The organism is Winogradskyella sp. PC D3.3 (assembly GCF_054366245.1).
The window spans coordinates 2,079,675-2,096,215 of record NZ_CM135962.1 but is presented as its reverse complement, the minus strand read 5'-3'; the positions used below and the strand labels follow the sequence as shown (position 1 = coordinate 2,096,215).

Here is a 16,541-nt window from a genome sequence, read left to right as displayed (position 1 = left end):
ATAATACAACATATGAAACACATTTACCTTTTATTCTTATTAGTATCGAGTATTGGGTTTGCTCAAATCCCTTCAAATTACTATGATAGCGCCAATGGTTTATCTGGTTTTGCTTTAAAAACACAGTTAAAAAATATTACTTCTAATGGTCATACCCCTAGAACATACGATCAACTTTATGATGGCTCTGGTGTTTCTGGTTCTAACGGTTATGTAGATACACACTCTGATATTGATGTCACAGGTGGTACAAATTATGAAAATGACGGGACTGTTTTAGATTTTTATTCTGAAAATCCAACAGGTGTAGACCCATACAATTTTACGCACAATGTTGATGAAGGTGGGAATCAAAACTCAGAAGGTGATTGTTATAATAGAGAACATATTGTCCCGCAATCGTCCTTCAATAGTAATTACCCAATGCAGAGTGATATTCATCACGTTATCCCAACAGATTGTCGTGTTAACAATTACAGAGGATCGTATCCTTTTGGAAACGTAGGCTCTGCAAATCTTGTAACAGACAACGGATCTAAACGAGGAACAAGCGCCATGCCAGGCTATTCAGGTATTGTATTTGAACCTATCGATGAATTTAAAGGCGACATCGCAAGAGCACTACTTTATTTTGCGACGCGTTATGAAAGTACTGTTGATGGTTATACAAGTTTTGACATGTTTAATGGTACCGAAGATCAAGTGTTTTTTCCTTGGGCTATTGAGGTTTTACTTGATTGGCACAATAATATAGACCCTGTAGACCAAAGAGAGCGCGAAAGAAATAAGGCCGCTTTTAATTTTCAAGGGAACGCTAATCCTTTTGTCGATCATCCAGAATATGCTGATCTAATTTGGAATCCTACTCCAGATACTGAAGCACCAACAAACCCTACAAATTTAGTAGCTTCTAATCCTACAGATAATAGTATTACCTTATCTTGGACAGCTTCAAGTGATAATGTAGGAGTAGTATCTTATGATATTTATATTGACGGAACTTACTCCTTTAACTCTAGCAATACAACAGTTACTGCAACAGGTTTAACGGCTGCAACTAATTATTGTTTCACCGTTAAAGCTAAAGATGCAGCGAATAATGAATCTGCATTTAGTAACCAAGATTGTGAAACCACAACTAACAATGGCACTATTGGCGGATCGGATTGTTTAACAGAAACTTTCGAGAATTTAGACACCTCTATTGGATCCTATTCTACAGTTAGCTGGATAGGTGATGAAGGTGGAACTTGGACCGCTACAGATGCTAGAACAGATCAAGAAATTAACATGACTTCTGCTATTACTATTAGAGATGGTGTGTTAACACTACCTACAACCCCTGGTGGAATTGGTGCGCTTACTGTAACAACAAAACGTGTCTTTAGTGGTTCTGATGGTACATTTAATGTTAATGTAAACGGAACGTTTGTGGGCACAATTGCGTATAGCGATACCGAGCAAACCGTTACAATACCTAATATTAATATCGAAAATAGTGTTTCTATTGTAATCGATGGTAATAGTGCATCTGGCAATAGAGTTGTGTTTGATGATTTATCTTACACCTGCTATTCAGCTTTAAATATTGAAGAATTTGATGTTGCTAGTGTTAAAATTCATCCAAATCCTGTAAAACATAGTTTAACTGTAGATTTAAAATCTCAAGTTAGCACCAGCATAGAAATTTTTGATATTCTAGGTAAGCGTGTTTTTAAAAATACCATATCAAAAACAAGCAACCTAAACCTTCAAAATTTGAAATCAGGAATTTATATTGTAAAAATTTCACAAGGTAAATCTACAGTTACTAAAAAGTTGGTTAAACAATAAAATCAAAAACCATACTATAAAAAGCAGCTTCTTTAGCTGCTTTTTTTGTTTAAAACAAACATTATCAAAGTTTAAAGCAGCACTATCCTTAAAGGTGTTAAAAAATAATCTGATTTGTATTTTTTTTTACCTTTACAACTGACAAAATTTGTAAATCTCCTTTCTTGAGATTTTCCTTGTCACGATAAAAAAATAAACATTTAATGAAACACTTTTACACTTTATTATTAGCATTTGTAACGTCATTTGCATTTGCTCAATTAACCCCACCCGCAGAATTAGAATCTTATTACAGTACCGTTGATTTTTCAGCAACAGGTATTAGCTTAAAAAATGACTTAATTGATGTCACCATAGATAAGCACATCTACTATTTAAGTTATAGTGACATTTGGGATGCTTCAAGAATTACAGATGTAGATCCAAACAACCCGAATAACGTACTATTACTTTATGGCTATAACGATACCGATGGAGACGTAACAACGGATAGAACTCGAGGAAAGTATAATAACGGAGGTGGAGTTGGCGAATGGAATAGAGAACATGTGTATCCTAAATCGTTAGGAAGCCCAAATTTAGGGACTTCTGGCCCTGGCTCTGATGCTCAAATGCTAAGACCAAGCGATGTTCAAAGAAATGGAGACCGTGGAAGCCTAAAATTTGCAGATAAAAACATTGGTCAATTCCCTAATGGTGAATCTGGTAATACTAATGGAGGATGGTATCCTGGAGACGAATGGAAAGGAGACTGTGCAAGAATCATTATGTATATGTATTTACGATATGGTGAACGTTGTTTACCAACAGGTGTTGGTTTTGGAAGTAGTGCGGCAACTCCTGATAATATGATTGATTTGTTTTTAAAATGGAATGCTGAAGACCCTGTAGTAGACGGAGAATTAGAAGATGTTAGAAATGCATATCATGGGGATCCAAATAATGAGTATGCGCAAGGCAATAGAAACCCTTTTATTGATAATCCTTATTTAGCTACTGTAATTTGGGGTGGCCCTGAAGCTCAAAACAGATGGGAAAGTCTTTCGGTTACAGAAGTCGAACAAGATCGTATTAAAATGTTTCCCAATCCTGCAAATGGTAATGAGGTTACTATTTTATCAAACCAAGACATTATTGCCGAAGTTTATGATATTTTAGGTAAAAAAGTAACGGTTCAAAACATCTCATCAAACCAATCTAAATTAAATATATCTGACTTAACTAAAGGTGTTTATATCGTAAAGTTAAATTCTGAAGTCGGTACGCAGACAAAAAGATTAATCAAACAATAAGTATAACTATCATATAAAAAAAGCGACTCAGTGAGTCGCTTTTTTTTATGTTTAAAACATCGTGAACAACTCCCAATTTTCAATACACAATTATGAGTTAAATCACGTTTAAAAAAAGTAAATTTGCATTTTACTAAACACAACTCAAACACACGACATAAATGATTCATTTCTTCGGAAACCAAAACAGCAAGATATTTGCTGTTCAAGCAACAAAAGAATTATCAACAGAAACCGTTTCAAAATTGACATGGTTATTTGGCGACCAACCAAAAATAGAACAAGCATCTCTCGATGCTTTTTTTGTTGGACCTAGAGCAGCAATGATTACTCCTTGGAGTACAAACGCTGTTGAAATCACTCAAAATATGGGAATTTCTGATATCCTAAGAATTGAAGAATTTACTTCAGTTCCTAAAGATTTCAAAGATTACGACCCTATGATTTCTGAAAAATATCAAAGTTTAAATCAAGATATTTTCAAAATTGATATTCAACCTAAAGCGATTCTAAATATTGAAAACATTTCAGAATACAACCAACAAGAAGGCTTATCACTTAGTGACGAAGAAGTTGACTATTTAGAAAGTGTTTCTAAAAAAATAGGTCGACCACTAACCGATTCTGAAGTTTTCGGCTTCTCTCAAGTCAATTCTGAGCACTGTCGTCATAAAATTTTCAATGGAACCTTTGTGATTGATGGAGAAGAAAAAGCAACGTCGTTATTCAAACTTATAAAAGAAACATCGAAACAACATCCTAACGATATTGTTTCAGCATATAAAGACAACGTCGCCTTTATAAAAGGACCTGTTGTTGAGCAATTTGCACCAAAACGTGCGGATGTTCCAGATTACTATACAACTAAAGATTACGAATCTGTAATTTCATTAAAAGCCGAAACTCACAATTTCCCAACAACGGTTGAGCCATTTAATGGTGCTGCAACAGGTTCTGGTGGTGAAATCAGAGATCGATTGGCTGGCGGAAAAGGCTCTTTACCATTAGCCGGAACAGCCGTTTACATGACCTCATACTCGCGATTAGAAGAAGAACGTCCTTGGGAAAAAGCCTTCCCTGAACGTAAATGGTTATACCAAACACCAATGGATATTTTAATAAAAGCCAGTAATGGTGCCTCTGATTTTGGAAATAAATTTGGGCAACCGCTTATCTGTGGTTCTGTTTTAACCTTTGAACACCAAGATCAAAATGGTAAGATTGGTTACGACAAAGTCATTATGCAAGCTGGTGGAATTGGGTATGGAAAAGCAGATCAAGCTTTAAAAGACACACCTCAAGAAGGCGACAAAATCGTGATTCTTGGTGGTGATAATTACCGAATTGGAATGGGAGGAGCTGCAGTATCCTCAGCAGATACTGGCGAATTTGCTTCAGGCATCGAATTAAATGCTGTACAACGTTCTAACCCAGAAATGCAAAAACGTGCTGCCAATGCGGTTCGTGGCATGGTAGAAAGCGATGAAAATTTTATTGTATCTATTCACGATCATGGAGCTGGTGGACACCTTAACTGTTTATCTGAACTTGTTGAAGATACAGGAGGAAATATTGATTTAGACAAATTACCTGTTGGCGACCCAACATTGTCGGCTAAAGAAATTATTGGTAATGAATCTCAAGAACGTATGGGATTAGTAATTGCCGATAAACACTTAGAAACATTACATAAAATAGCCGACAGAGAACGTTCTCCAATTTACGATGTTGGTGAAGTTACAGGAAAACACCGCTTTACTTTCGAATCTAAAACTACTGGCGAAAAACCAATGGATTTAGCCTTAGAAGATATGTTTGGAAGCTCTCCAAAAACCATAATGAACGATATTACGGTTGAAAAAAACTATGGAGGTATTTCTTATGACACCAATAAATTTTACGATTATTTAGACCAGGTATTACAATTAGAAGCTGTAGCCTCTAAAGATTGGTTAACAAATAAAGTAGACCGCTGTGTTGGTGGTAAAGTGGCCAAACAACAATGTGTTGGTCCTTTACAAATTCCTTTAAATAATGTTGGTGTGATGGCACTCGATTTTAAAGGCAAAGAAGGTATTGCAACCTCTATTGGGCACTCTCCTATTTCGGGATTGATTAACCCAGAAGCAGGAAGTCGCAACTCTATCGCAGAAGCCTTAACCAATATTATTTGGGCTCCTTTAAAAGATGGACTTAAGAGTGTGTCTTTATCAGCAAACTGGATGTGGCCTTGTAAAAATGAAGGTGAAGATGCGCGTTTGTATGAAGCGGTAAAAGCGATTTCAGAATTTTCAATTGACTTAGGCATCAACGTACCAACAGGTAAGGATTCCTTATCCATGAAGCAAAAATATCCTGATGGTGATGTCATTTCTCCTGGTACAGTAATTATTTCTGCGGCCGGAAACTGTAATGATATTACGAAAGTTGTGGAACCTGTTTTTCAAAAAGGAAAAGGATCTATTTATTATATCAATGTATCACAAGATACGTTTGAATTAGGAGGAAGTTCATTCGCACAAATTAATAATAAAATTGGAAATACCACACCAAACATAAAAAGTGCGGCTTACGTTAAAACGGTATTTAATACCATTCAAAATTTAATAAAAGACAATCAAATTGTGGCTGGTCATGATGTGGCTTCTGGTGGATTAATAACCACACTTTTAGAAATGTGCTTTGCAGATACCAATTTAGGAGCTGAATTAGATATTACTAGCCTAAACGAATCGGATTCATTTAAAGTTTTATTTGCTGAAAATGCTGGACTTGTAATTCAATCAGAGGATGATAGCATTGAAGGAGTCCTTTCTGATGCAGCTATCAAATTCCACAAAATAGGTAACGTTACCGAAAGTGATGTTTTAGGTATTATAAACGGTAGTCAAGTCTTTACAATGACGGTTTCAAGATTACGAGATATGTGGTTTAAAACCTCTTTCCTACTCGATCAAAAACAAACCGCAAATGGTTTAGCCAAAGACCGATTTGATAATTATAAACATCAAGCTTTAGACTTTACCTTCCCTAGTCATTTTACAGGAAAATTAAAAGATACGCTTGGCACAACCAACACACGACCAAAAGCCGCTATTCTTAGAGAAAAAGGTTCAAATTCTGAACGCGAAATGGCAAATGCCATGTATTTAGCTGGTTTTGATGTGAAGGATGTGCATATGACTGATTTAATTTCGGGAAGAGAAACTCTTGAAGATATTCAGTTTTTAGGAGCTGTTGGTGGTTTTAGTAATTCTGATGTTTTAGGTTCTGCTAAAGGTTGGGCCGGAGCTATTAAATATAACGACAAAGCCAACAAAGTGATTAACGATTTCTTTAAGCGCGAAGACACATTGTCTGTTGGTATTTGTAATGGTTGCCAATTAATGATGGAACTCGATTTAGTAAATCCAGAACACGAGGTTCACGGCAAAATGACGTATAATGATTCTCATAAGCACGAAAGTGGCTTTACGTCTGTGAAGATTCAAAAGAATAATTCGGTGATGCTTTCTTCTCTTGAAGGTGCGACATTAGGAGTTTGGATTTCTCATGGTGAAGGCAAATTTAGCTTACCTTATGAAGAAAGTAAATACAACATTGTTGCTAAATATGGCTATAGTGAATATCCTGCAAATCCAAATGGTTCAGACTTTAATACGGCTATGTTAACGGATAAAACCGGAAGACATTTAGTAACGATGCCACATATTGAACGTTCTATTTTTCAATGGAACTGGGCTAATTACCCAGCAGGACGAAAAGATGACGTATCACCATGGCTTGAAGCTTTTGTGAATGCTAGAAAATGGATTGATAAAAACAATTAATAAAAAAGGCTTCTCAAATTGAGAAGCCTTTTCTTTTTTAAACTAACGATTACTGTTTTAATCAGAAATTATAATGCGTTTTGAGATCCTTCTACCATTGTCGGTAGATAAACTTAAAATATAAGTACCACTCATCACCGCTGATACATCAATTTTAAATGTAGAATTCTCAACGTCTGACCGTGATTCCATTATTAATCTACCATCGAGATTATACAATTTATAAAAGGCAATATTTGTAGCGTTATGAACCTTTACATTCACACTATTCTGAACAGGATTAGGATATATAGTTATGTTATCTTGTAGATCAGTATCATCTACAGATAATACTTCTGATCCAAAAAATTCAATTTCACCAATAGCCGTCCATACACTTTCTCTAGAATCTCCTGCACTATTAAATCGTCCATACCCTAACAATTTTACATAACGTGCACTGGCATCGACTTCATACAAATTAAAATCAGTCGTATTTGTTGCTGACAATAACAAATCACCCGAAGTGGGTAAAATCATTGAAAAGTCTGAAGCCTCAGTTCCTGTTGTTGATACTAAAATTTGAATCCCGAAAGCATCAGATTTATTTGTCGTATTAAATTGCACTAAATCTAATGCATAAACACTTCCTAAATCATAAATAATATACTCTCCATCACCTTTGTAATCTCCTGGTAAAACATCTCCATCATCTGCAGCCCACACTGAACTCATATCTTTATCTAAAGTATTAATCGCATAATTAAACTTATCCACGCCGTTGGCTTCTTCTTTTGAAAAGGAATTAATTGTTACAGGATCCTCACCTTCTACACCTGTATTAATAAGGTCGTACAAATCGGTTAAATCTGCACCGTCTTGAGTAATATTTAAAATTCTAATAATATCATCTCCACCAGCATCTTGTGTAAAAGTAACACTCCCTATTCGACTGCTTAGGTCAGCATTTTCAGTAACTGAAACCTCAACTATGGCATCACCAGTACCTGAAGTCACATCTATAGCTATCCAGTCGTCATTCGCAACAGCTGTCCAACTTACATTTGCATTAACAGACACATTATAACTACCTGCAGCTTGAGCAAGTATTGGTAAGCTACTAACCGTTAAAGATTCTGGTATTTCAATTGTACAATCACCATCAGTTATATTCACACCTAAGTTATTTAAAAAACAAGCTCCAATACCTTGACCAACCATAGCGTCGGTTGTTGGCCCATAAGTCCCCATGTCTGCTCCTTTCCCTTCCGATCCAGTACCAGAAAACGTATAAATCTCACCTTCTGCAATAGCCATGATACCAGTTTCTTCAGAAAACCCAGCGTTTGTTTCGCCTAAGATCGTTCCTGTATAAACGTTTCCTGTGTAAACTAATGTTGTTCCAAGGTTCGTATACGAACTTTCAGTATCTCCTGTTAGAACATTTGTAATGTTAGAATTATCAGTTGTATAATATATTAAGTTATTTGAAACTGTTCCTGTTGGGTCTGTTGATCCTTTATCCGTGTTATAATATAAAGGAGCATTCGTATTTATTATGGTGTTATTTGAAAGGTTGATATTTTCAACCTTTTGATAGCCATTTGAAGTATTGTCAGACGCACAAGACACTGAATTATTAGCGCTTCCTCCTAAAAAGGTTATTCCATTGTTCCATTTGGCTTGATCAATAACTGTAACACAATCTTGAATATAATTATTAGTAATAGTATGCTCACTATCCACAATTCTAATTCCACCAGTACCATCTACATTTTCACCTAAAAAATAATTGCCATCGACCGTGGCATGCGAACCGTGACGAAGAACTAAAGACCCTCTACATCTTCTAAAAGTATTATTGATATAGGTGTTATTCTTACTTTTATTCGTAATAATTTCATTTTCCCCATCAGCTTCAACAAAATAGTTATTACTAACAATTACGCTACTATCAACATTTTGATAGGAACTTGTACCAATACGTATGGTTTCACTATCTCCAGAATTGGTTAACTCAGAATCAATTTTTGAATATTTATAGAAATAATTATTACTAATTACATGCCCAACGATATCGCAACTCGTATTTATTTCAGGTTCACCATCCGCAACAGGTGGGTAGGCATTATAAGCCAGTTCAACAAGAATCATGTTTCCTGCATTTGTCTTATTCATAAATGAGCAATTTATAACCGTATTATAGGTTCCATACAACATTACCCAATTGTGTTTTTCACTTGTTCCAACTTCAAAATCATCTGGATCAACAGTTAAACCATCAATTGCACAATTTTGAATAGTGCTATAATTGGCATAATCTTCACCATCTCTAAATTCAATAAGACTGCTAGAGCCATAACCTCCTTGCCAATGAAAACCATCCACAACAACATGATCTCCACCAATTCTCATTTGCATTCCTCCTGTAAATTTAACACCTCCTGGAGTTTCTGCTCTAAATATAATGGGCATAGCAGCAGTTCCTGTAGTCGGTGAAAATTTAAGTCGTCCATCCGTGTCATAGATTCCATCTTGTAAAATTACAGTATCACCAGCGGCAAGCGTTTCAGACAAACTTTCGAGTTCATCAGGATCAGCTATCGTATATGTAGTTTGACAAAATGCGCTATATGACGATAGTAGCAACGCACAAATTGTAAAAAAAACGGAAGTCTTTAATGTGTAAATTGTTTTCATACTTATGATAATTAATTGTTGATTACAGAAACTGGTTAACCAATCTGGTTAACCAAATATATAAAAAAATATGATTTTAATAAAAAAACCAACAGATAAATGTAAAATTCACTGAATCAGCGCAAAAATTATAAGATAATGATAACAAAATTCCATATTATCCTTTTATTATATGCTACATTAATAATTTTACATTTTGTAACTTTAATTTTTATATTTTCGTAATATCACATTCTAAAATAAACGTCAATAATTATGACAGAAGTAACACGTCTTTTCGATTTCCCTTATTACCAATTAAAACACAAACCAAACTCTAAAGCACTAGTCACAAAGTATAACGGGAAATGGGAAGCTATCTCTACACAAGAATATGTAAATAAATCTAATGCAATAAGCAGAGCTTTATTGCGACTGGGCATCCAAAAAGATGATAAAATTGCTGTTATTTCAACAACAAATAGAACAGAATGGAATATCATGGATATTGGGATTCTTCAAACTGGAGCTCAAAATATTCCAATTTATCCCACCATTAGTCCTGAAGATTATGAATATGTTTTAAACCATAGCGAATCTATTTATTGCTTTGTTTCTGATGAACAAGTCTTAGAAAAGGTTAGAAAGGTACAAGCCAATACCAAATTAAAAGAAGTGTATTCTTTTAATCACATTGAAGGTTGCAAGCATTATTCAGAATTACTAGAACTGGGCGAAGACCAAAGTAATCAAGCTGAAGTCGAATTACGAAAAGATGCTGTAAAACCATCCGATTTAGCGACTATAATTTATACCTCCGGTACAACAGGTAAACCTAAAGGAGTTATGCTCTCGCATTGGAATATTACAAGTAATGCATTAGATAGTTCACCAAGAGTTCCATTACGTAAAGGAGAAACTCGTGTATTGAGTTTTTTACCTATTTGCCACGTTTTTGAACGTTTATTAATCTATGTGTATCAATATGCTGGTACTTCTATCTATTTTGCCGAAGGCATTGATAAAATTGGAGAAAATGCTCAAGAAATTAAACCTAATTTAATGAGTGTTGTCCCTCGATTACTTGAAAAGGTTTTCGACAAAATAATGCTTAAAGGAGATGAATTATCGGGTATTAAAAAAATGTTATTCTTTTGGGCAGTGCGTTTAGGAGAGCGCTGGGAACCTTATGGTGCAAATGGAGCTTGGTACGAGTTTCAATTAAAAATTGCGAATAAACTTATTTTCAGTAAATGGCGTGAAGCACTTGGTGGAGAACTCGGAACCATGGTTTCTGGTAGTGCCGCACTACAACCAAGGTTAGCAAGAATTTTCGGAGCTGCAAAAATGTTAGTGATGGAAGGTTACGGTTTAACAGAAACCTCACCTGTTATTGCTGTTGGTTTATATAAAGATAATATGTACAGAGTGGGGACCGTTGGTAAACCCATAGATAATGTAGATGTTAAAATTGCAGATGATGGAGAACTCTTAATTAAAGGCCCTAATGTTATGATGGGCTATTATAAAGACCCTGTAAAAACGGATGAAGTTATGACAGGTGACTATTTTCATACCGGAGATAAAGGAGAAATTGACGCGGATGGTTTCTTAAAAATTACAGGCCGTAAAAAGGAAATGTTTAAAACCTCTGGTGGTAAATATGTTATTCCTCCGCTTTTAGAAAACGATATGAAACAATCCCTTTTCATAGAACAAATTATGGTTATTGGAGAAGGTGAAAAAATGCCAGCAGCATTAATTCAACCTAATTTCGATTTTATACGTGATTGGATTGACCTGAAAAAAAACAATGTTGGTAAAACTGATGCCGAAATTGCCAATTCTGAAATTGTAATTAATAGAATTCAAAAAGAAATTGATAAATACAATAAACATTTTGGTAAATGGGAACAGATTAAACGTTTTGAATTAACACCTGATGTTTGGTCTATTGAAGGTGGTCACCTCACCCCTACTTTAAAAATGAAACGCGCTATTATAAAAAAGATGTATCAAGATCTTTACGATAAAATTTATAGAGCTTAATTCTATAGTTGTCATAAAAACTAAAAAAAAGGAACAACCGCAATACTTATTGTGGCTGTTCCTTTTTTTATTCAATTTAATTTATTTATATACTCCCCCCTCTTATTGAGTGTATTTATAAGTCATGCTCAAATTGTTCTATATGTTTTTATATTAACATATTCACAGAAAATTAGGACTAAAAAAGAGCTTCTCTCAGTTATTGCCTCTAATTTTAGTATTATGGAAATAATATTTTAAACATTTATTATGCGTGCATAGTATTTTTTTATTATCTTTGGTACTCAAACCAATCTATGAAAGATAAAACCATTGATTACGTATTAAGAACCACATGGTTAGCAGTCAATAAAATGTATAATGAAGAAGCCTCTGAATTTGGAACAACAATGGCTACAGGTTTTACATTATTAAGTATTGACCCAGAAAAAGGAACCCCTTCAACATCCTTGGGTCCAAAAATGGGAATGGAGGCCACCAGCCTTTCTAGAACGTTAAAAGCTATGGAAGCTAAAAATTTAATAGAACGCAAACCCAATCCTGAAGATGGCCGTGGTGTCCTTATTTTCCTAACCGATTTTGGTAAAGAAAAAAGAGCCTTATCAAAAGAAAAAGTTCTAACCTTTAATGAGGCAATTAAAAATAATGTCTCCTTAGAAGAACTAACAAATTTTTACAAAGTTGCTGAAGTCATTAATAATATGATTTCCAACAAACAGATATACAATAAAAAAGAACACATTTTAAAATAAGATGAGTAAACGAAGAATTAAAAAAGTAGCAATTATTGGATCTGGAATTATGGGAAGCGGTATTGCTTGCCATTTCGCCAATATTGGTGTTGATGTTTTGTTATTAGACATTGTACCAAGAGAACTTAACGACAAAGAGAAAGCTAAAGGTTTAACTTTAGAAGACAAAGTTGTAAGAAACCGATTAGTAAACGATGCCTTAACAGCCTCTTTAAAATCGAAACCCTCTCCTATTTACAGTCAATCTTTTGCAAGTCGAATTACGACAGGTAACTTAGAGGACGATATATCTAAAGTATCTGATGTCGACTGGATAATGGAAGTTGTCGTTGAAAGGCTAGACATCAAGAAAATGGTGTTTGAAAACTTAGAAAAATACCGTAAGCCGGGAACATTAATTACATCAAATACATCTGGTATTCCTATAAAATTCATGAGTGAAGGGCGTAGTGAAGATTTCCAGAAGCATTTTTGCGGAACACACTTCTTTAATCCTGCTCGTTACTTAAAATTATTTGAAATCATTCCTGGACCAAAAACAGATCCTGCTGTTTTAGAGTTTTTAAATGAATACGGTGAAAAATTCTTAGGTAAAACATCTGTTGTTGCTAAAGACACACCTGCTTTCATAGGAAACAGAGTTGGTATTTTTAGTATCCAAAGCTTATTTCACGCCGTTAAAGATTTAGATTTAACGATTGAAGAAGTCGATAAATTATCTGGACCAGTCATTGGTCGTCCAAAGTCAGCAACCTTCCGTACGGTTGATGTGGTTGGTTTAGATACTTTGGTTCACGTAGCCAACGGCATTAGAGAAAACTGTCCTAAAGACGAACGTTTAGAGTTATTTGAATTACCTGACTTCATCAACACCATGATGGAAAACAAATGGTTAGGAAGTAAAACGGGACAAGGTTTTTATAAAAAAACGGTGTCTGCTGAAGGTAAAAAAGAAATTTTATCGCTTGATTTAAACACATTAGAATACCGTGCTGCAAAACGTGCAAAATTCGCCACTTTAGAATTAACGAAAACAATTGATAAAGTAGTTGACCGTTTTAAAGTATTAGTCAAAGGAAAAGATAAAGCTGGTGAGTTTTACAGAAAAAGCTTCACGGCATTATTTGCTTACGTATCTAATCGTATTCCAGAAATTTCAGATGAGCTTTATAAGATTGATGATGCCATGAAAGCTGGTTTTGGTTGGGAACACGGACCTTTCCAAATTTGGGATGCTATTGGCGTAGAAAAAGGAATTGAATTAATGAAAGCTGAAGGTTTAGAACCTGCTGCTTGGGTTAATGAGATGATTGCTTCTGGTAATACATCATTCTATACTGTAAAAGAAGGAGCTTCATATTTTTATGATATTCCTTCAAAAGCACAAACAAAAATACCTGGTCAAGATAGTTTCATCATCCTTGATAATATTAGAAAGACAAACGAAGTGTTTAAGAACTCTGGTGTTGTTATCGAAGATATCGGAGACGGCATCCTTAACCTAGAATTCCAATCTAAAATGAATACGATTGGTGGAGACGTTTTAGCGGGATTAAATAAAGCTATTGATTTAGCCGAAAAAGATTTCGCAGGTTTAGTCGTTGGTAACCAAGCTGCAAACTTTTCTGTTGGTGCAAACATCGGCATGATTTTCATGATGGCTGCAGAGCAAGAGTACGATGAGCTTAACATGGCTATTAAATACTTCCAAGACTCCATGATGCGTATGCGTTATTCTTCTATCCCAACTATTTCTGCGCCTCACGGCATGGCTTTAGGTGGTGGATGCGAATTATCATTACACGCAGATAAAGTAGTTGCAGCAGCAGAGACTTATATGGGACTTGTAGAGTTTGGTGTTGGTGTTATTCCTGGTGGTGGTGGTTCTAAAGAAATGGCTTTAAGAGCACAAGACCTTTTTCATAAAGGAGATGTACAATTAAACGTGTTGCAAGAGCATTTCTTAACTATTGGTATGGCTAAAGTATCGACGTCGGCTTATGAAGCTTTCGACTTAAACTTATTACAAAAAGGAAAAGATGTTGTTGTTGTAAACAAAGACCGTCAAATAGCAGTTGCGAAACAACACGCTATAATAATGGCTGACGCTGGTTACACACAACCTGTAAAAAGAGATGACGTTTTGGTTCTTGGTAAACAAGCCTTGGGTATGTTCTTAGTAGGAACCGACTCAATGGAAGACAGTCATTACATTTCAGAACATGATATGAAAATTGCTAATAAGTTAGCTTACGTTATGGCTGGTGGAGATTTATCTGAACCAACACGTGTAACAGAGCAATATTTATTGGATTTAGAGCGTGAAGCTTTCTTAAGTTTATGTACAGAGCGTAAAACTTTAGAACGTATTCAACACATGTTAACCAAAGGGAAACCGTTACGTAATTAAAAATTACTAAGCGATTAGCCTTTAGCATATAGCTATAGGCAGTGATAATGTAAAATTTTTAGACGCTAATAGCCAAAAGCTAATAGCCAAAAGCATAAAATATGAAAACAGCATATATAGTAAAAGCATATAGAACCGCAGTTGGTAAAGCGCCAAAAGGTGTGTTCCGTTTTAAAAGATCAGATGAATTGGCTGCAGAAACCATCAAATATATGATGAAGGAATTGCCTGATTTAGATCCTAAGCGTATTGACGATGTTATTGTTGGTAACGCCATGCCAGAAGGTGCTCAAGGATTAAATATGGCACGTTTAATCTCTTTAATGGGATTAGATATTGTGGATGTTCCTGGTGTAACAGTCAACCGTTTTTGCTCTTCTGGAGTAGAAACTATTGGTATGGCAACGGCGAAAATACAAGCTGGAATGGCAGATTGTATTATTGCTGGTGGTGCAGAAAGTATGAGTAGTGTACCAATGACTGGTTTTAAACCAGAATTAAATTACGATTTAGTAAAATCTGGTCACGAAGATTATTATTGGGGCATGGGAAATACAGCTGAAGCTGTTGCAAAACAATTCAATGTTTCTCGTGAAGACCAAGATGAGTTTGCCTACAATTCGCACATGAAAGCGTTAAGAGCACAAGCTGAAAACCGTTTTCAAGATCAAATTGTACCTATTGAAGTGGAACAAACTTATATCGATGCTAACGGAAAGAAAGCCACAAAATCTTACACCGTAACTAAAGATGAAGGCCCTCGTGCAGGAACAAGCAAAGAAGCTTTAGCAAAACTAAGAGCGGTATTTGCTGCTGGAGGAAGTGTTACCGCTGGTAACTCGTCACAAATGAGTGATGGTGCTGCTTTTGTAATGGTGATGAGTGAAGACATGGTGAAAGAACTAGGTTTAGAGCCCATTGCAAGAATGGTAAACTACGCTGCAGCAGGTGTTGAGCCACGTATCATGGGTATTGGACCAGTAAAAGCTATTCCAAAAGCCTTAAAACAAGCAGGATTAAAACAAGACGATTTAGCTTTAATTGAGTTAAACGAAGCTTTTGCTTCGCAATCTTTAGCAGTCATTAGAGAACTAGGTCTTAATCCAGATATTATTAACGTCAATGGTGGTGCCATTGCATTGGGTCACCCATTAGGCTGTACAGGTGCAAAATTATCAGTACAGTTATTTGATGAAATGCGTAAGCGTGACATGAAAGGCAAATATGGTGCAGTTACTATGTGTGTAGGTACAGGCCAAGGAGCTTGTGGAATCTTTGAATTCCTTAATTAAGAACCAAGAGTCAAGATTAATAAAAAGACGTAAAAGACGATAGACTATGCCTAATTTCAAGAAATTAAAAATTTGGAATGAAAGCATGGTATTAGCTTCAGAATCTTATAAAATCACTAGGAATTTTCCAGATTTTGAAACTTATGGATTAACGAGTCAAATGAATCGATGCGCTGTGTCTATTCCTTCAAATATATCGGAAGGCACAAGTAAAAGCTCAAATAAACATTTTGCTACTTTTTTAGAGCATAGTCTAGGTTCTGCTTTTGAATGGGAAACACAATTGAATGTTGCTTTTAATGAAAACTATATTTCAGAAGAAAAATTTAAAGAATTAGAAGACAAAATAAAACAAATACAAAAAATGATTTCAAGTTTCAAATCCGGACTTAAGTGGTCTTGATTCTTGGTTCTAGAAATCTTAA

General features: G+C 35.2%; 9 protein-coding genes and 1 pseudogene. 9 read left to right on the top strand and 1 reads right to left on the bottom strand.

Annotated features, from left to right (window positions below):
• The first annotated feature begins 12 nt into the window (after positions 1-12).
• From ACXGSQ_RS09020 to purL, 3 genes are all read left to right on the top strand, one after another.
• Complete coding sequence (locus tag ACXGSQ_RS09020) at positions 13-1,833, top strand: endonuclease (protein ID WP_458629280.1); 1,821 nt, start codon at positions 13-15, stop codon at positions 1,831-1,833.
• Between the two features lie 203 nt (positions 1,834-2,036).
• On the top strand, positions 2,037-3,125 hold the full coding sequence (locus ACXGSQ_RS09015) for an endonuclease (protein ID WP_458629279.1): 1,089 nt from the start codon (positions 2,037-2,039) through the stop codon (positions 3,123-3,125).
• 161 nt (positions 3,126-3,286) lie between these two features.
• Positions 3,287-6,955 (top strand): phosphoribosylformylglycinamidine synthase, encoded by a 3,669-nt coding sequence (gene purL / locus ACXGSQ_RS09010; protein ID WP_458629278.1) that lies wholly within the window; start codon positions 3,287-3,289, stop codon positions 6,953-6,955.
• A 57-nt stretch (positions 6,956-7,012) separates the two neighbouring features.
• Here purL and ACXGSQ_RS09005 read toward each other — a convergent pair whose 3' ends face one another.
• Positions 7,013-9,634, bottom strand: a complete 2,622-nt coding sequence (locus ACXGSQ_RS09005; protein ID WP_458629277.1) for a chondroitinase-B domain-containing protein — start codon at positions 9,632-9,634, stop codon at positions 7,013-7,015.
• A 255-nt stretch (positions 9,635-9,889) separates the two neighbouring features.
• Between ACXGSQ_RS09005 and ACXGSQ_RS09000 the strand changes: the two are divergent.
• The 6 genes and pseudogenes from ACXGSQ_RS09000 to ACXGSQ_RS08975 all read left to right on the top strand — a co-directional run.
• Positions 9,890-11,080, top strand: a pseudogene (locus ACXGSQ_RS09000) (AMP-dependent synthetase/ligase); the annotation flags it as partial.
• A 45-nt stretch (positions 11,081-11,125) separates the two neighbouring features.
• Positions 11,126-11,662, top strand: coding sequence for a hypothetical protein (locus ACXGSQ_RS08995; RefSeq protein WP_458629344.1), 537 nt, complete (start codon positions 11,126-11,128; stop codon positions 11,660-11,662).
• Between the two features lie 296 nt (positions 11,663-11,958).
• Positions 11,959-12,414, top strand: a complete 456-nt coding sequence (locus ACXGSQ_RS08990; RefSeq protein ID WP_458629276.1) for a MarR family winged helix-turn-helix transcriptional regulator — start codon at positions 11,959-11,961, stop codon at positions 12,412-12,414.
• A 1-nt stretch (position 12,415) separates the two neighbouring features.
• On the top strand, positions 12,416-14,824 hold the full coding sequence (locus ACXGSQ_RS08985) for a 3-hydroxyacyl-CoA dehydrogenase/enoyl-CoA hydratase family protein (RefSeq protein WP_458629275.1): 2,409 nt from the start codon (positions 12,416-12,418) through the stop codon (positions 14,822-14,824).
• 101 nt (positions 14,825-14,925) lie between these two features.
• A complete protein-coding gene (locus ACXGSQ_RS08980) occupies positions 14,926-16,116 on the top strand; it encodes an acetyl-CoA C-acyltransferase (protein WP_458629274.1) in 1,191 nt (396 codons plus the stop codon).
• A gap of 46 nt (positions 16,117-16,162) precedes the next feature.
• The gene (locus ACXGSQ_RS08975) at positions 16,163-16,519 is read left to right on the top strand and encodes a four helix bundle protein (RefSeq protein ID WP_458629273.1); all 357 of its coding nucleotides are present in this window, start codon (positions 16,163-16,165) and stop codon (positions 16,517-16,519) included.
• Positions 16,520-16,541: the final 22 nt, after the last annotated feature.